This window comes from Ochrobactrum sp. Marseille-Q0166 (genome assembly GCF_014397025.1).
GTDB lineage: Bacteria > Pseudomonadota > Alphaproteobacteria > Rhizobiales > Rhizobiaceae > Brucella.
In genome coordinates this window covers 927033-944562 of the sequence record NZ_JACJUO010000001.1, presented here as the reverse complement: position 1 = coordinate 944562, position 17530 = coordinate 927033, and the positions used below count along the sequence as shown (strand labels likewise).

Here is a 17530-nt window from a genome sequence, read left to right as displayed (position 1 = left end):
GAGAGTAGGGAAATGCACAAATCCACGACCAACTCCAACACACGCAATGGCGGTCAGATACTGGTGGATGCACTCGGCATTCATGGCGTCGACCGTGTTTTCTGCGTGCCCGGCGAAAGTTACCTTGCAGCGCTGGATGCGTTTCATGACGTCAGTGACCAGATCGATCTTATCGTGTGCCGTCAGGAAGGTGGGGCTGCTTATATGGCGGAAGCCTATGGCAAGCTGACCGGAAAGCCCGGCATCTGCTTCGTCACGCGCGGCCCCGGTGCTACCAATGCCTCCGTCGGCGTTCATACCGCCTTTCAGGATTCCACGCCAATGCTTCTGTTCATCGGACAGGTGGCAAGCGATCAGGTGGAACGTGAGGCATTTCAGGAAGTTGATTATCGCCGCATGTTCGGCCAGATGGCCAAATGGGTCGTTCAGATCGATGATGCCGCCCGCATACCGGAACTGGTCAGTCAGGCTTTCCATCGCGCGGTAAACGGACGCCCCGGCCCTGTGGTCATCGCCTTGCCCGAAGATATGCTGACATCACATGCAACCGTCAGCGATGCACCGGCTTACAAGCATGTCGAGATGTATCCGGGAAGCGATCAGTTACAGGACATGAAAGCGCTTCTCGAAACGGCCGAACGGCCACTTTTGATTGTCGGTGGTGGTGGCTGGAATAACCAAGCCGTTCGCGACCTGCAAACATTCGCTGAAAACATGTCGCTGCCTGTTGCAGCATCCTTCCGTTGCCAGGATATGTTCGACAATACCCATCCGCTTTACGCCGGTGAAATGGGAACATCGATCAGCCCGAAACTTGCAGCCCGGGTTAAAGACTCAGACCTTTTGCTGGTCGTGGGTGCACGCCTTGGCGAAATGACCACGCAGGGCTATGAGCTGGTCAATATCCCTGTACCAAAGCAGAAGCTGATCCACGTCCATCCCGGGGCGGAAGAACTTGGCCGCGTCTATCATGCTGATATTCCGATCAATGCCAGCATGGCCGCCTTCACCAAAGCAGCTTCCAAGCTTGAGCCTATCGCCAATCCCGGCTTCAAGGCATGGGCTGAAAGCGCAAATGCCGATTATCGCGACAATCTTAAAACGCCGACAATTCCCGGTGACGTCCAGATGGGCGAGATCATGGAATGGCTGCGCGCGCATTTAGCTGAAGACGCGATCATCACCAATGGTGCAGGCAATTATTCGGCATGGCCGCATCGCTTCTATCAATACCGTACCTATCGTAGCCAGCTGGCACCAACCAATGGCTCCATGGGTTATGGTGTTCCAGCTGCCGTCGCAGCCAAGCTGACAGCACCCGAGCGTACCGTCGTCTGTTTCGCCGGAGACGGGTGTTTTCTGATGAATGGACAGGAACTCGCAACGGCTGCCCAATATGGAGCCAATGCGATTTTCATCGTCGTCAATAACGGCATGTATGGCACGATCCGTATGCATCAGGAACGCACCTATCCGGGCCGCGTTTCCGGCACTGGCCTCGCAAATCCAGACTTTGCGGCGCTGGCACGCGCCTATGGCCTGCATGGGGAAACGGTGGAAAAAACTGCCGATTTTGCGGAAGCCTTCAAGCGATGCGAGCAATCCGGCAAACCCGGCCTCATTGAAATCCGCATCGACCCGGAAGCGCTTTCGCCCAAAATGACGCTCAGCCAGATGCGCGAACAGGGACTGGTAAAACAGCGCTAAATAAAGCGGCCCTCTCTTTATCAGAGAGGGCCGCACTGCTGGCATATGAGGCAATGGAACAAAGACGAAAATGCCCCCATTAATCTCGTCCTTTTCTCTACAAGCTTACCTGCTCATGCCAGAATTCGAAAAACTCACACAATCGCTTTCATTGGCATTTCTTTTTCATTGATCGCTTTGACCATCAATTCGACAGCAGATGAAATCGGGGCGATAATCGGCACGTCAAACATCTTCTGTAATTGTTCGGCCGCCTCCCCCAAGGGACCGCCGCCAATTACGACAGCTTCGGCTCCATCAAGCAGACAGAGTTCAACGGCATGGCCAAGCTCCTCAATCAAACGCTCTGGCTGACCCGCTATCTCTCTGGGATCCCCGGGTGTGCAACGGATACCCGTATAGAGATGGGCGAAACCCAGATATTTGGCACGGTTTGCAATTTGAACCGCCAAATCTGGCGTGACCGTAGCAACACCATATTTCCGTTGGTCAGCTGCCGCCACCAACATCGAAGCTTCACAAATCCCGATCACCGGGACATCAAGTTCGTTGCGCAAAAAATCGACACCGGGATCACCGTACGCACTGATGATGATCCCCGAACAATTGTGCTTTCCGGCTTGACCGATTTTAATAACCTGCGCTTCGGAAGCGGATAACTGTTCACCATTTACAATCATCACAGGATTAAGATTGGCTGTTTTTGCATAAAAGGCGAGTCGTTCCCCCGCTGTCTTCTGAGCAATTTCGCACATCATTCCGGTCGTTGCTTCTGAACTGTTCGGATTGATAAGCAACACACGCGGTGCTGATACTGACATTCAGACATTTTCTCCCTGATTTTTATGGAGTGCCTTTTATCTTGAGGAATATCGGCACCCCTTATTTTTGAATTTCGCCCGTGATCCTTTCTCAGGCGATCAAGATTTTTGTGTTGCAGCCTCCGCGAAATCGACAGTCTTGGTGCTATCGTCCGCAGGCAAAGTGAGGTCCTCCATATTGCGTCCGAATGTTTCAGGTCCGAGCTGAATGCAGAAAGCGAAGATTGCATACATGGAAGCCGCCAGGCCAAAGACGCCGATCATTCCGTAACCGTCAAACAGCGCACCAGCGATAATCGGAACAAAGGAACCAGCAGCCGAACCACTTGCAAGGATCAGCGCCACACCAAAACCACGGATGCGGGTTGGATAAAGTTCCGGCGCATAAATCCAGATCGATGTGTTGAGAAGCAGCACAAAGAACTGAAACAACGCGCCGAAGAGCAGGACGAGATAGAGACTTGTGCCCAGGTAGACAATTGAGAGTGCTGCCGCACATGCGCAGACGGCTCCGATTGTCAGCACCTTTTTCCGTGGGAAATAATAGCCAAAAGTTGATGCTGCAATTGCGCCCAGAACGCTGCCGCTCTGAATAACCATCGTATAAAGAAGGCTGCCAGAAAGCGTGTAGCCCATCGAGATGAATATCATCGGCATCAAGGTAAGAACGGAAAGCTGTGCGCCATAGCTCATCAGGATAGCGATTGCGACCGGAATTGTACGCCCAATGAAAGGCGCTTTGAAAAGTTCTTTCCAGCTGGATTTTGAAGCCGTATTTTGGCTCTCATCAATTTTTGACAGGTATTCTGTGACTTTCAGGTTTTTCGGACGAAGCTTGCCTGATGCGAGAATGGACAAAACTCTGTTTGCCTCACCTATTTTCCCTTGCGATGCGAGAAAGCGCGGTGTTTCAGGCACAAACCAACGGAAGAACACGACGAGAAGAGCAGGAATGGCAAGCACGCCAAACAACCAGCGCCAGTTGTTTTCCCCCGGAAAGATTGCAAATACCAAAAGACCGAATGCAGGAGCGAGGAAGTTACCAAAACCGCCTGCGCCCACATTGACGAGACCGGCAGCGGTGCCTCGGAATTTTGGCGAGCAGAATTCTGCAAGCATGGTCACAGCAGTCGAAATTTCGCCACCAACGCCGAAACCGACAATTGCGCGCGCCACACACAGCCATCCAAAACTCGGTGCCAAAGCGCACAAGGCTGATCCTAATGTGAAGAGCAGCAAGTTGAATGTGAGCATCACACGGCGACCATATCGATCACCCAATATCCCCGAAAGAAGGCGCCCAATCGCAGCACTTGCGAAGGTGATGGTGTTCAGGAAACCAATATCCGTTCCCGTCAGACCCCACTGTTCACGAAGAATCGGACCAACCAGCCCAATCGTGTTTTGCTCAAATGAGTCGAACAAACAACCGATCAGCACAAGAAGAAGAATCTTCTTATGAGTACTCGTAACACCTATACTCCCAAGTGCTTGTTCCATTTGCTTATTGGTCGCTGATGTTGCGCCAGACTGCATCATTTGTTCCCCTGCCATAGCGGTATAACCCCTTTTTATTATCGGCATGAAATTATTTTTTCATTATGAAGCCAGAGAAAATCAATTTTGACAAGAGAAATTTTATTGTTTATTTTCAGTATGTTAAGCTGCATACTTTTTGAGCAAAAAAGCTGCAAATCACTGGAAAAACTGCTAATAATTGGTGCAAATTGAAAATTGGATTTCATATAACGCCCATGAACCCAGCAGAAAGATCTTTTCTTTCCCGCGTAAGAGACGTGCTCGAGGAGCTTCCCCCAGCGGAGAAAAGGCTCGGGGAGTTTATTTGTGATTTTCCGGGAGAACTTGCGAGTTACTCTGCATCCGAGCTTGCTGCTCTCGCGCATGTATCGAATGCCACCGTAACACGTTTCGTAAGACGATTGGGCTACGAAACCTATGAAGAATCCCGCCGCCATGCCCGCGAAGAAAAGCAGACGGGATCACGACTTTTTCTTTCCAGCGCCACCAATGGCAATACTGGCCAGTCTCTTTCCTCGCATGTCAGCCAGACCATCGCCAATCTGGAAATGACGTTCAGCTCAATTCGGGACAATCAAATCGATGCCGTTGTTGATGCCATGCTGGGAGCACGAAGAACATGGATCATCGGTTTCCGCAGCAGTCATCCCTTTGCGGCCTATCTGCAATGGCAGATGATGCAAGTGGTGGATAATATTGTTGCAATTCCGGGACCCGGCCAGACAATGGGCGAGTATATTGCGAGCATCAAACCGGAAGACCTCGTGATCGTATTTGGTCTGCGAAGACGGATCGCCAAAATGGATGAGATCCTCAGCACGATTGAGAAGCGCGATGCGAAGCTACTCTATGTAACAGATGAAGGCGCTCCATTTCGGGCATCTGCACAGTGGCATTTCCAGTGTCAGACATTGGCTCCCGGCCCACTTTTCAACCACGTCTCCGTTATGGCGCTTTGTCACCTGCTTACAACGAGAGCCATTGAGAAGGTTGGTGCAAACGGGCGTAAGAGACTACGGGCGATAGAAACTTTTGGTGATGCGCTTGAAGAGCTGTAGATGAGGATTCCACTACTGAAGCAACACTTCACAAAAAAAGGCCCCGAAAAAAGTGCCTCGCTGAACAAATACAACTTTAGTTTGATGTAATACAATTTACGGTAGACATTTAGACAGGATTCGGGGATAACGCCGAAAATTGATTTCGGGGGAAATGAATTGCGAACACTGAATCTTTACATTATCGGCTTCGGCTTTAGCGCACTCGTTGTTACATGCATTTACGCAATCGGCGGCGTCCTCCTTTAGTATCGGAGAAGGCTTTCGCCGAGGAAACTTGCCGAGGCTTCACGCACTGCACCAAGCATAAAATCGCTGATCACGCGTATGCGAGGTGCTGCCATAACATCGACATGGCAATTCATCCAGTATTCACGCTCCAAATGCATTTCCTTGGGCAGAACTGGCAAGAGTTCAGAATATTGGCTAGCAATGAAAAATGGCAGCACACACAGCCCGTACCCCGTTAAAGTTGCAACCAGTTGCGCGTGAATGCTTGAACCCTGATAGTTGCAACGCTTTCCGGGCAAAATTTCGCGCATATAATCAAGGCCGGGCGTAAACACCATATCATCGATATAACCGATGAAGGGATGTTTGGTCATATCGTCATGCGTCCTGATCGGCGGATGGCAATTCAGATAATCGCGATGCCCATAGACGAACAAGCGATAGGGCGTAAGTCTTTCACTGTGATAAGGTCCGGTGCGCGGCATATGCAGCGTGATTGAAAGTTCTGCTTCGCGCCGCGATAGCGACATGATCTGCTGGATCGTCACAACCTCCACCGAGAGGCTGGGATAGGACTGTGCCAGCACCGGCAATCGTTCTGCCAGAAAGAAATTGCCAAAGCCTTCAAGCGTCGAAAGCCGCACCACACCAGACAGTGCGGAAAAACTTCCTGTTGCTTCCGTCTGGAATTTGAGCGCCTCACGCTCCATCACTTCCGCAGGTTCAACCAGTCGCTCACCCATCGGCGTCAGCAGATAGCCACGCGGATTGCGCTCAAACAGCTTGGTTGCAAGCGCCTGTTCCAGACGATCAATCCGCCGCAGAACCGTGACGTGACTGGTGCGCAATTGTCTTGCGGCCGTCGAAAGCTGGCCGGTCCGTGCAACGGCCAAAAAATATTGCAGATCATCCCATGTAAACTGCCGCATCTCTTCCTCCCAAAAGATAGCCACCACCCATTCAGCAGGTTCTGTACACTTTTGAACAGACAGTGTTCAAAAATTGTTATTCTTGTACGCATTTGTCAATGCTACCGTTCTCACGAACAGCCCGACCGGAGGATCAAAATCGGGCAGAAGCAGAGGGATGCGCAATCATGAGGAAGATTGCCAACCCGGTCTGAAAAGACTGCTTCAAAGCGCATTCCGAGAAGTGTGGAATGGTTTTCGGAAAAAGATGCGCATCAGAACAAACAATGAGAGCGCTGAACGGATCCTGACAGATCGAGACGCGCTCGAACGGAGGATACCGTTCGATTCTATCGAGACGGACACACGCTTTTTGGGAGGAGCACTGAATGAAACTTTTTGCATTTGCTACGGCTGCACTTTTTGCTGCCACCGCAATTTCATCCGCAGCGGAAATATCAGACGGCAAAGTCAAAATCGGCATTCTGAACGACCAGTCTGGCGTTTATGCTGATTTCGGCGGCAAATGGTCGTATGAGGCGGCCAAAATGGCTGCGGAGGATTTTGGCGGCACGGTGCTGGATGCGCCGATTGAAATCATCACTGCTGACCATCAGAACAAGCCGGATGTTGCGGCCAATATCGCCCGCCAGTGGTATGATACCGAACAGGTCGATGCGATCATGGAGCTGACCAGCTCTTCCGTGGGGCTCGCCGTTCAGGCACTCTCCAAAGACAAAAAGAAAATTACCATCAATACGGGTGCTGCGACATCGGAGCTTACGGGCAAGCAATGCACGCCTTACGGCTTCCATTGGGCTTATGACACCCACGCGCTGGCGGTCGGCACTGGCGGCTCGCTCGTCGAACAGGGTGGAGACACCTGGTACTTCCTGACAGCCGACTACGCCTTCGGCTACTCGCTCGAAGAGCAGACCTCGAAGTTCGTCGAATCCAAGGGCGGTAAAGTTCTTGGCTCGGTTCGTCATCCGCTGAGCAGCACCGACTACTCTTCCTTCCTGCTACAGGCACAGGCATCAGGCGCGAAAGTTGTTGGCCTTGCCAATGCCGGCCTCGACACATCCAACGCGATCAAACAGGCTGCGGAGTTCGGCATCGTTGCCGGTGGCCAGCGCCTTGCGGCATTGCTCTTCACGCTCGCGGAAGTACACGGACTTGGCCTTGATGCGGCACAAGGCCTGACGCTCACCGAAGGTTTCTATTGGGATCGCGACGACGAATCGCGTGAGTTCAGCAAGCGCTTTTTCGACCGCACTGGCCGTATGCCGAACATGATCCAGGCAGGCACTTATTCGGCAGTTCTTCAGTATTTGAAAGCCATCAAGGAAGCAGGCACCGACGAAACAGAAGCTGTCGCCAAAAAGCTTCATGAAATGCCGGTCAATGACGTCTTTGCCCGCAACGGCAAGGTCGGACCCAATGGCCGCATGATCTACGATATGTACCTGATGGAAGTGAAAAAGCCTGACGAAAGCAAGGCTCCATGGGACTACTATAAGGTGCTGGCCACCATCCCCGGCGATCAGGCTTACATGAAGCCGGAAGAAAGCGGTTGCCCACTGGTCACACAATAAGAGGCTAATGGGATGAAGACAGCAATTGAGAATGTCACGGCTCTGCGAGGAGCAGAGCCGTCTGGGATAGTTCTTTCGGCGCGTGGGCTGGGTAAGTCGTTTGGCGGTTTTCATGCGGTGAAGAATGTCGATCTCGATGTGGAGCACGCGCGTGTTCATGCGTTGATCGGGCCGAATGGTGCGGGCAAGACGACCGTTTTCAACCTGCTCACCAAATTCCTCCAGCCGACAAGCGGCGAGATTATGCTTCTTGGCGAAAACATCACCAAAACCAATCCTGCCAAAGTGGCGCGGATGGGTCTTGTGCGCTCGTTCCAGATTTCCGCAACTTTTCCGCATTTGACGGTGCTGGAAAACGTGAAGGTCGCACTTCAGCGTCCGAGTGGTCTGGCCACGCAGTTCTGGCGCTCACTATCCGCCCTTGATGCACTGGATACAAAGGCAATTGCGCTTCTTGAGCGCGTCGGCCTTGGCGATGCCCGTCATGCGCTGGCCGCCGATCTTTCCTACGGCCGCAAGCGTGCGCTTGAAATCGCCACCACACTGGCGCTCGATCCGAAAGTGCTGCTGCTCGATGAGCCAATGGCAGGTATGGGCCACGAAGACGTCCACACAATTGCAGCCCTCATCACCGACGTGGCCAAAGATCGCGCGGTGCTGATGGTCGAACACAATCTCAAGGTTGTCGCCGACATCGCTCACCAGGTCACAGTGCTGCAACGCGGCGAGATCCTCGCATCGGGCACTTATGCCACCGTCGCACAAGATGAGCGCGTCCGCACGGCTTATATGGGAACTGAACATGAATAGAGGCCAACCCCTGCTTTCGGTGCGCGGGCTCAATGCCTGGTATGGTGAAAGCCATGCGCTGCACGGCGTGGATCTTGATATCTGGCCCGGCGAAACCATCACGCTTTTAGGCCGCAACGGTGTCGGCAAGACCACCACGCTGCGTGCGATCATGGGTATCATCCGCAAGCGGACCGGTACCATCACGCTTGATGGCAAAGACGTTATGCGCGTGCCGCTGCATCGCATTGCCCGCACGGGTCTTGGCTTTGTGCCGGAAGAACGCGGGATCTTTGCAACGCTTAATGTGCATGAAAATCTGCTGCTGCCGCCGGTTGTCGGCAAAGGCAGTGGCGCCATGTCGCTCGACGAGATTTACGAACTCTTTCCCAATCTCTATGAGCGTCGCAACAGCCCCGGCACCAAGCTTTCGGGTGGCGAACAGCAGATGCTGGCCATTGCCCGTATCCTGCGCACCGGCGTGAAGGTGATGCTGCTTGATGAGCCGACAGAAGGGCTTGCACCCGTCATCATCCAGCGCATCGGCGATGTGCTGGTCGAGCTCAAGAAACGCGGCATGACCGTGCTTCTGGTCGAGCAGAACTTCCGCTTTGCCGCCAAGGTCGCGGACCGCTTTTATCTGATGGATCATGGCGTGGTGACGGAGAACTTCCCCACCACCGAGCTGCCGCAACGCATGGCAGCACTCAATGAAGCACTGGGGGTCTGAACCAATGACAATGATCTTCGGCATCCCTTTGCAGGCCTTTCTCGGGCAATTGCTCGTCGGCCTTATCAACGGGTCTTTCTATGCAATTCTGAGCCTTGGCCTCGCCATCATCTTCGGGCTTTTGCGCATCATCAATTTTGCCCATGGCGCGCAATATATGCTCGGCGCCTTTGTCGGCTATCTGCTGTTGAGCGGCCTTGGCATTGGCTATTGGCCAGCGCTTATTCTGGCTCCGCTGATCGTGGGTCTGGGCGGCGCCATCATCGAGCGCGTTGCGCTTTCAAGGCTTTATAATCTTGATCCGCTTTATGGCCTGCTGTTCACCTTTGGTCTGGCGCTCGTAATCGAAGGCACCTTCCGCTATTATTATGGCGCTGCCGGTCAGCCCTATGCGGTGCCGCCATCACTTGCGGGCGGCAATAATCTCGGCTTCATGTTCCTGCCCAACTATCGCGCATGGGTGGTGGTGGCGTCACTCGTCATCTGTATTGGCACGTGGCTTTTGATCGAGAAGACCAAGCTTGGCGCTTATTTGCGTGCTGCAACCGAAAACCCGACACTGGTCAAAGCTTTCGGCATCAATGTGCCACTGCTGCTTACCTTCACTTATGCGCTCGGTGCGGCACTTGCCGGATTTGCCGGAATTCTGGCGGCACCCATCTATCAGGTCAGCCCACTGATGGGGTCCAATATTATCATCGTGGTCTTTGCCGTGGTTGTGGTCGGCGGCATGGGTTCGATCCTTGGCGCCATCATCACCGGCTATGTGCTCGGGCTGGCTGAGGGGCTGACCAAGGTCTTCTATCCTGAAGCCTCCAGCATCGTCATCTTCGTTATCATGGCTATCGTCCTTCTGGTGCGACCCGCCGGACTGTTCGGGAAGGAGGCCTGATATGACTGATACTGTTCTTAAAGCAACAACGGCAACTCATCAGGCCAAAGCCTCAACGCTCAACAGCCTGTCGGCAGTCGTTCTGGTCATCGCCCTCATCGGCCTGATCGCAGCCCCTTTCATGGTCTACCCGATCTTCCTGATGAAGATGCTGTGCTTCGCGCTCTTTGCCTCCGCCTTCAATTTGCTGCTCGGCTATACCGGCATTCTGTCGTTTGGCCATGCAGCCTTCTTTGGCGGCGCTGCCTATGTGACGGCTCATGCGGTCAAGGTCTGGGGTGTGACGCCAGAAATCGGCATTCTGCTTGGCATGCTCACAGCCGCAGGTCTCGGCCTCATCATCGGCTATCTTGCCATCCGCCGTCAGGGTATTTATTCAACGATGATCACGCTGGCGCTTGCGCAGATGTTCTTCTTCTTCTGCCTGCAAGCAGCCTTCACCCATGGCGAAGATGGTCTTCAGGGTGTGCCACGCGGCTATCTGTTTGGCATCATCGACCTCAACCAGCAAATGAACATGTATTATCTGGTGCTGGCACTCTTCGTGATCGGGGTTTTTGCAATCTGGCGTATCATCAATTCGCCGTTCGGAATGATCCTCAAATCAGTGCGCGAAAATGAGAGCCGCGCCGTGTCACTGGGCTATTCCGTCAATCACTACAAGCTTGCAGCCTTTGTGATGTCGGCAGCGCTTGCGGGTCTTGCAGGCGGCATGAAGGCACTGGTCTTCCAGTTCGCAACATTGACCGATGTGGGCTGGCAGATGTCGGGCGAGGTGATCCTGATGACCCTGCTTGGAGGCATCGGAACGCTGATTGGACCAATCGTCGGTGCAGCCTTCGTGGTCGCTCTTCAGAACTATCTCGCAACCTCCGACTTCCCCGTCACAATCGTAACCGGCATCATCTTCATGGCCTGCGTTCTCCTCTTCCGTAAAGGAATCGTAGGCGAGTTTTATGCATCGCGGCTTGGAAAGAAATTGTTCGGATAACCGACGTTCCCGGAGCCGCACGCTCATCAGATAGCGGCTCCACCTTTTTACTGGATATGAAATCATGACCGACACCTACGATTACATCGTGGTTGGCGCGGGCACGGCAGGGTGTGCGCTTGCGAACCGGCTTTCCGCAGATAAAAACCGTTCCGTGCTGCTGCTTGAAGCAGGCGGCAAAGACAATTACGCGTGGATACATATCCCCGTCGGCTATCTCTATTGCATCGGCAATCCGCGCACCGACTGGTGCTTCACCACGGAAGCAGAACCAGGCCTGAACGGACGCTCACTCGGCTATCCGCGCGGCAAGGTGCTTGGCGGATGCTCTTCCATCAATGGCATGATCTATATGCGCGGACAGGCTCGCGATTATGATCTGTGGCGACAGGCCGGTTGCGATGGATGGGGCTGGGACGACGTGCTGCCCTTCTTCAAAAAGTCTGAAGACTATTTTGAAGGCGCAAGCGAGCTGCATGGTGCGGGTGGCGAATGGCGTGTCGAAAGTGCCCGTCTGCACTGGGACATTCTGGATGCTTTTCGTGATGCGGCCGTTGCAGCCGGGATTCCAGCAACCGACGATTTCAATCGTGGTGACAATGAAGGTGTGTCCTATTTCAAGGTCAACCAGAAGCGCGGCATTCGCTGGAATACGGCCAAGGCCTTTTTGCGACCGGCCCTTGATCGCCCGAACCTCTATGTTGAAACCGGCGCGCATGTTCGCCGCATCGAGATCGAAGAGCTGCGCGCAACCGGTGTGACTTTCGATCAGAACGGGACAACGCGAACCGTCAGGGCAAAACGCGAGATTATTCTCGCAGCCGGTTCCGTCGGCTCACCGCAAATATTGGAGCTTTCAGGTGTGGGACGCGGTGATGTGCTGCAACAGGCGGGCATTCCACTGAAACTTGAACGCAAACAGTTGGGCGAAAACCTGCAGGATCATCTGCAACTGCGCTGCGCTTATAAAGTGACCGGCATTCCAACGCTCAATGAAAAGGCGAGCAAGCTTTTTGGCAAAGCCATGATCGGCCTTGAATATTTCCTGCGTCGCTCTGGGCCCATGTCGATGGCACCCAGCCAGCTCGGTGCTTTCACCCGCTCAGACCCGTCCTATGAAACAGCCAATCTGCAATATCATGTGCAGCCATTGAGCCTTGAGAAATTCGGCGAGGCCGTCCACCCCTTCCCGGCCTTCACCGCATCGGTCTGTAATCTGCGTCCCGAGAGTCGTGGTTCGATTCATATCAAGTCCCCTGATCACCGCACCCAACCGGCCATCCGCCCGAACTATCTTTCCACGGAAACTGACCGCCGCGTTGCAGCCGACGCCATCCGCCTCACCCGCCATATTGTAGCACAGGCACCTTTGCAGAAATATCGGCCGGAAGAATTCAAGCCCGGACCAAGCTATGAAACACAGGAACAACTGGAAAAAGCAGCGGGCGATATTGGTACAACCATTTTCCATCCGGTCGGAACCTGCCGAATGGGCACCGATACAGAAGCGATCGTCGATCCGCGCCTGCGCGTAAACGGTATTGAGGGGCTGCGCGTGGCCGATGCCTCGGTCATGCCCGCAATCACCTCCGGAAACACGAACTCACCCACTTTGATGATTGCCGAGAAGGCCGCCCAGATGATTATTGCGGATAATGAAAGCATTTCCCGCAAAAGTGCGTAGCGGTTTTGCACTGGATAATGCGTAAAAATATACATAGCGGCCCCAACGATTCAATCTTTTCGGCACCGCTCTAGAACCAGATTCAGGTAAGCCGCATGAGCGGAAATGGCAATCCGCTCACGCGCCTGTGAACGCAATTTCACCATCGCTGAATCGCGTGAAGCTGAAATAATTTTTCTTGTTTATTGGAATACAAACGGGAATTATCGGCATCAAGGTGGGCAGGGGGAGAAAGATCATCTAACATGATCACTTTCCAGGACCGGCTCTCCAAAAAACTTTAGACAAGGAACATAAGAATGTCGTCAGTCCTTTCCCGCTATTCGCTAACCCGCCGCGCGGGTCTGAAAGCTGCTCTCTTCACCGTTGCAGCCCTCACCGTTGGTTTTGCAGCCGCACCAAGCCATGCAGAAGACAAGACCATCAAGGTCGGTATCATGGGCGGCGAAGATGAAGACGTCTGGAAAGTCGTTGCGGAAGAAGGCAAGAAGCACGGCCTCATCATCGAACGCGTGACCTTCAACGACTACAACCAGCCAAATGAAGCGCTGGAACGCAAGGAAATCGACGCGAACGCCTTCCAGCACAAGCCTTACCTCGACGAACAGATCAAGCAGCACGGCTACAAGATCAGCGTTGCAGGTTACACCGCTGTCTGGCCAATCGGCGTCTATTCGCGCAAGATCAAGAGCCTCGATGAACTGAAGGAAGGCGCTGTCGTCGGCGTGCCGAACGATCCTTCGAATGAAGGTCGTGCGCTCCGCGTGCTTGAAGAAAAGGGCCTCATCAAGCTGAAGCCAGAAGCTGGCATTCTCGCAACGCCAATCGATATCATTGAAAATCCCAAGAAGATCGAAATCAAGGAACTCGATGCCGGTGTTGTCGGTCGCTCGATTGATGATCTGGATGTTGCCATCGTGAACAACGACTGGGCTGGCAAGGCAGGTCTCAAGAAGGAAGAAGCCATCGGCTGGGAATCCAAGGAAAACAACCCGTACAACAACTTCATCGCGGTCCGCACCGAAGATGAAAACGCTGACTGGGTGAAGAACCTTGTTGCTTCCTTCCAGAACGACGCAGTGAAGGCTGAGCTCGACCGCGTTTACAAGGGCACAGGCATTCCAGCCTGGAACTAATTGCTATAAGTGACTGAAAGACCGCGCCGGAGAAGCATTTCCGGCGCGGCTTTTATTGACGTAAGCAAAAAAATTGCCCAAAAGCATCGGCGGCGAGCGCGAGCTCCATGGCTTAGTCAGATCCCATCTTTCCTGGAAGCCTCATCCGATTGCAGTTTGCCGCTGTTTGCAGCGGAGCATCTAACTATAGAAGAAACGACCGTGACCATTGAACAGCCAACTGCTGCATTAGCGCCCATCGTCGAAATGAAAGACGTGCGCCGAATGTTCGGCGAAACGGCTGCGATCAGCGGCGTCTCTCTTTCCGTCGCACGCGGCGAAATTCTCGGTATCATCGGCCGCAGCGGCGCCGGCAAGTCCACGCTGATCCGCTGCGTCAACGGCCTCGAAAAGCCGGACAGCGGCTCAATCCAGATTGAGGGCCGTGAAATCACCGGTCTTGGTGAAGACGCGCTGCGCCCTGTGCGCCGCCGCATCGGCATGGTGTTTCAGCACTTCAACCTCATGTCGGCAAAAACGGTGGCGCAGAACGTGGCCTTGCCGCTCAAGATTGCAGGCATGCCAAAAGCCCAACGCATCAAGCGCGTGGCAGAACTGCTTGATCTCGTCGGTCTCTCCGACAAGGCAAAGCAATATCCGGCACAGCTTTCCGGTGGGCAGAAGCAGCGTGTCGGCATTGCGCGTGCACTTGCTGCCGAACCCGCCGTGCTGCTTTCTGACGAAGCCACCTCGGCACTCGATCCTGAGACAACCCAGTCGATTCTGTCGCTGCTCAAAGACATTAACACAAAGCTTGGTCTGACAATCCTGCTTATCACCCACGAAATGGAAGTCATCCGCCGCATCGCCGATCGGGTGATCGTTCTGGATCATGGCGCAATCGCGGAAGAAGGTCCGGTCTGGAAAGTCTTCGCCAATCCGCGCTCGCCCATCACGCAAAGCATGTTGCAGGTGCTGGAGCCGGAACTGCCTGCCGTGTGGCGCGAGCGCCTCGAAAAGACCGGCGACCTTGCCATTCTCAAGGTCAAGCTTTCAGGAAACGCCGCCAAGGGCGCGTTCTTCAGCGAAGCAACACTTGCAACCGGAATTGCGCTTCAACTGATCCATGGCGGCATGGATACCATTCAGGGCGAGCCGGTTGGAACCATGTTCATTGGCCTGCCCACGCAGGACAAAGCAACATTGGGCGCCGCACTCGCCTATCTTAACACCCATGCAGACGCCACGGAGGTTCTCGGCTATGTCTCAGGCAATGCTTGATCTTCTCTGGCGCTCCTTCTGGGAGACCATCATCATGACTGGCTTTTCGAGCCTGATTTCGCTGGTTGTCGGCCTGCCGCTGGCCCTCGTCATGATTCTGACGGAACGTGGTGGTCTTGCACAAAATCTGACAATCAACACCATACTCGGTGCCATCATCAACGGTTTCCGTTCCGTGCCCTTCATCATTCTGCTGGTGGCACTCATTCCGGTGACGCGTTTTGTCGTCGGCACATCGATCGGCACATGGGCATCCATCGTGCCATTGTCGATTGCAGCCATTCCCTATTATGCACGTATCGCTGAAGTCTCATTGCGCGAAGTGGATAACGGCCTCGTGGAGGCTGCCCGTTCAATGGGCGCAAACCGCTGGACAATCGTGCGCGAAGTGCTGGTGCCCGAAGCGCTACCCGGCATTATTGCAGGCTTCACCGTCACAATCATCACACTCATTGGTGCGTCTGCGATGGCTGGTGCTATTGGTGCGGGGGGCTTGGGCGATCTGGCGATCCGCTATGGGTATCAGCGCTTTGAAACGCAGATCATGATTGCTGTGGTGATTATTCTCATCATCATGGTTTGCGGCATTCAGCTCATCGGCGACTATCTCGTTAATCGTCTCGACAAGCGCAATCTGCGTTCACGCGGCTAGAACGCAGATATGATCCAGCCGGATCAATACGCGCTTTGAACTACAGTCGCAGTGTGTTTATCGTGCCCTCTGTCGAAAGCCCGCTTCCAGTGTGTTTCCGTCAGGGTCGAAAACAAGAGCTGCGTAATACCCCATCTCTTCCGGTCCCTGATAACCAGGTGCATCACTTTCACTGCCGCCAGCGTGAACTGCTGCCCGGAAAAAAGCCTCTACATCTTCACGACTGGCCGCGGTAAACATCAAGTGAAGGTGATTGCCCGGCTTGCCGTCGGGCACGCCTGCATCCGCATTCTGCGCTTTGTGTATCCATAGAAAAGGCACAGGCGCCCTTTCGCCACCACTCACAAAGAAACCACTGTCCGAACGTGAAATAACAGCGAGCCCAAGTTTAGGCATGCAGCTTTCATAGAAAGAAAGGCTGCGGCGAAGGTCTTTGCTTTGAAAGCCGATATGATCGAAGAGCGACATAACAATGATTATATGTCGGCTTTTGATAAAGAAAAGCGGCGCTTCCTGATTTGGAGAGCGCCGCCTTCATTATTCTTGAAAAAGATGGATTAGCTGCGTGTGCGGGCAAGTCCGGATTTTGCTGGCTGATAGTTTGGATCCAGCTGCGTCGCACGCAGATAGGAATTTGCAGCTTTCGCCTTATCACCACGCTGTTCATAAACCAGCGCTTGATTGGCCCAGCTCTCAGCGATGTTTCCATCAAGCGTAATCGCCGTGTTGAAATCATCGAATGCATTGTCATAGTCACCCAGCGCCACATAAGAAATGCCGCGACCATTGTAAGGCTCAGGTGCTGTCGAATTAAGCGAAATTGCCTTGGAAAAATCCTCAATCGCCTGCTTGTGCTGCCCCTTGGACTGATAAATCAGACCGCGATTATGGTAAGCACGGCCATCAGTCGTCTGCAACGCAATAGCCTGATTGAAATCGCTTAATGCCTGATCCGCACGTCCAGCCAGACGATAGACGTTGCCACGTCCGACATAAGCCGCATCATATTGCGGGTTGATCTGGATCGCACGGCTGTAATCCTGCGCTGCCTTGCCGCTGTCACCCATATAACGATAGATCAGCGCACGGTTTGCATAGGCCTGATAGAAATTCGGGTTGAGCGCTATTGCCTGATCGAAATCACGCAGCGCTTCCTTATAACGGCGAGCCTTGCCATAAGCTGATCCGCGCACGTTGTAGGCTTCAGGATCGCGTGGGTTACTCTGGATGACGCTGGTGAGCGAGCCAATATTTTCGCTCGAGCCCTGCGCACGATCAACCGTGCTCAATGCGCTATGTGTGCTGGAACTCTGACAACCGGCAAGGCCAAGAGCCAGAACCGCCGTTGCAGCCAACAGACTATGACGGGCAACAAATTTGCCGGACGAATGCATTACCTTAAAGCGCGTTGGCAACGGCAGCGTTCCTTTCTGCGTGAGTGGAACAGAGGCGTTTATCCTCAATTTCCCTCAACTTTGTCCCCGGCTGCCTTAACAGCCATAATATTCTCATTGTGTCGTACAAAAGATGACAGCAG

The 17530-nt window shown here is 53.6% G+C and carries 16 protein-coding genes; 11 read left to right on the top strand and 5 right to left on the bottom strand.

Going from position 1 to position 17530, the window contains the following annotated elements; genetic code table 11:
• Positions 1-12 precede the first annotated feature (12 nt).
• Positions 13-1707 carry a thiamine pyrophosphate-binding protein gene (locus H5024_RS04500; protein WP_187544218.1) on the top strand — a complete coding sequence of 565 codons (1695 nt, stop codon included), beginning with the start codon at positions 13-15 and terminating at the stop codon, positions 1705-1707.
• A gap of 134 nt (positions 1708-1841) precedes the next feature.
• Here H5024_RS04500 and H5024_RS04495 read toward each other — a convergent pair whose 3' ends face one another.
• Both H5024_RS04495 and H5024_RS04490 read right to left on the bottom strand, forming a co-directional pair.
• Entirely contained in the window at positions 1842-2528 is a 687-nt protein-coding gene (locus tag H5024_RS04495; RefSeq protein ID WP_187544217.1) for an aspartate/glutamate racemase family protein, read from the bottom strand.
• 99 nt (positions 2529-2627) lie between these two features.
• Positions 2628-4082, bottom strand: coding sequence for an MFS transporter (locus H5024_RS04490; protein WP_187544216.1), 1455 nt, complete (start codon positions 4080-4082; stop codon positions 2628-2630).
• A gap of 200 nt (positions 4083-4282) precedes the next feature.
• Here H5024_RS04490 and H5024_RS04485 point away from each other — a divergent pair, with 200 nt between their 5' ends.
• Positions 4283-5125, top strand: coding sequence for a MurR/RpiR family transcriptional regulator (locus H5024_RS04485; RefSeq protein WP_187544215.1), 843 nt, complete (start codon positions 4283-4285; stop codon positions 5123-5125).
• A gap of 245 nt (positions 5126-5370) precedes the next feature.
• On the opposite strand, the gene H5024_RS04480 is transcribed toward H5024_RS04485, so the two are convergent.
• Entirely contained in the window at positions 5371-6285 is a 915-nt protein-coding gene (locus tag H5024_RS04480) for a LysR family transcriptional regulator (RefSeq protein WP_187544214.1), read from the bottom strand.
• Between the two features lie 368 nt (positions 6286-6653).
• On the opposite strand from H5024_RS04480, the gene H5024_RS04475 reads away from it, so the two are divergent.
• From H5024_RS04475 to H5024_RS04435, 9 genes are all read left to right on the top strand, one after another.
• The gene (locus H5024_RS04475) at positions 6654-7859 is read left to right on the top strand and encodes an ABC transporter substrate-binding protein (protein WP_187544213.1); all 1206 of its coding nucleotides are present in this window, start codon (positions 6654-6656) and stop codon (positions 7857-7859) included.
• Between the two features lie 12 nt (positions 7860-7871).
• Positions 7872-8669, top strand: coding sequence for an ABC transporter ATP-binding protein (locus tag H5024_RS04470; RefSeq protein ID WP_187544212.1), 798 nt, complete (start codon positions 7872-7874; stop codon positions 8667-8669).
• Complete coding sequence (locus H5024_RS04465; RefSeq protein WP_187544211.1) at positions 8662-9378, top strand: ABC transporter ATP-binding protein; 717 nt, start codon at positions 8662-8664, stop codon at positions 9376-9378. The genes H5024_RS04470 and H5024_RS04465 overlap by 8 nt, the downstream gene beginning before the upstream one ends.
• 4 nt (positions 9379-9382) lie before the next feature.
• The gene (locus H5024_RS04460) at positions 9383-10270 is read left to right on the top strand and encodes a branched-chain amino acid ABC transporter permease (RefSeq protein ID WP_187544210.1); all 888 of its coding nucleotides are present in this window, start codon (positions 9383-9385) and stop codon (positions 10268-10270) included.
• 1 nt (position 10271) lies between these two features.
• Positions 10272-11261 (top strand): branched-chain amino acid ABC transporter permease, encoded by a 990-nt coding sequence (locus tag H5024_RS04455; RefSeq protein WP_187544209.1) that lies wholly within the window; start codon positions 10272-10274, stop codon positions 11259-11261.
• 64 nt (positions 11262-11325) lie between these two features.
• Complete coding sequence (locus H5024_RS04450) at positions 11326-12945, top strand: GMC family oxidoreductase N-terminal domain-containing protein (RefSeq protein WP_187544208.1); 1620 nt, start codon at positions 11326-11328, stop codon at positions 12943-12945.
• 299 nt (positions 12946-13244) lie between these two features.
• A complete protein-coding gene (locus H5024_RS04445) occupies positions 13245-14081 on the top strand; it encodes a MetQ/NlpA family ABC transporter substrate-binding protein (RefSeq protein ID WP_187544207.1) in 837 nt (278 codons plus the stop codon).
• Positions 14082-14282: 201 nt separating this feature from the next.
• Positions 14283-15341, top strand: a complete 1059-nt coding sequence (locus tag H5024_RS04440; protein ID WP_187544206.1) for a methionine ABC transporter ATP-binding protein — start codon at positions 14283-14285, stop codon at positions 15339-15341.
• Positions 15322-15993, top strand: a complete 672-nt coding sequence (locus H5024_RS04435; protein ID WP_187544205.1) for a methionine ABC transporter permease — start codon at positions 15322-15324, stop codon at positions 15991-15993. Before H5024_RS04440 ends, H5024_RS04435 begins: the two co-directional genes overlap by 20 nt.
• 57 nt (positions 15994-16050) lie before the next feature.
• Here the strand turns inward: H5024_RS04435 and H5024_RS04430 are convergent, their stop codons facing one another.
• Positions 16051-16461, bottom strand: coding sequence for a VOC family protein (locus H5024_RS04430; protein ID WP_187544204.1), 411 nt, complete (start codon positions 16459-16461; stop codon positions 16051-16053).
• Positions 16462-16550: 89 nt separating this feature from the next.
• The gene (locus tag H5024_RS04425; protein ID WP_187546595.1) at positions 16551-17387 is read right to left on the bottom strand and encodes a tetratricopeptide repeat protein; all 837 of its coding nucleotides are present in this window, start codon (positions 17385-17387) and stop codon (positions 16551-16553) included.
• Positions 17388-17530: the final 143 nt, after the last annotated feature.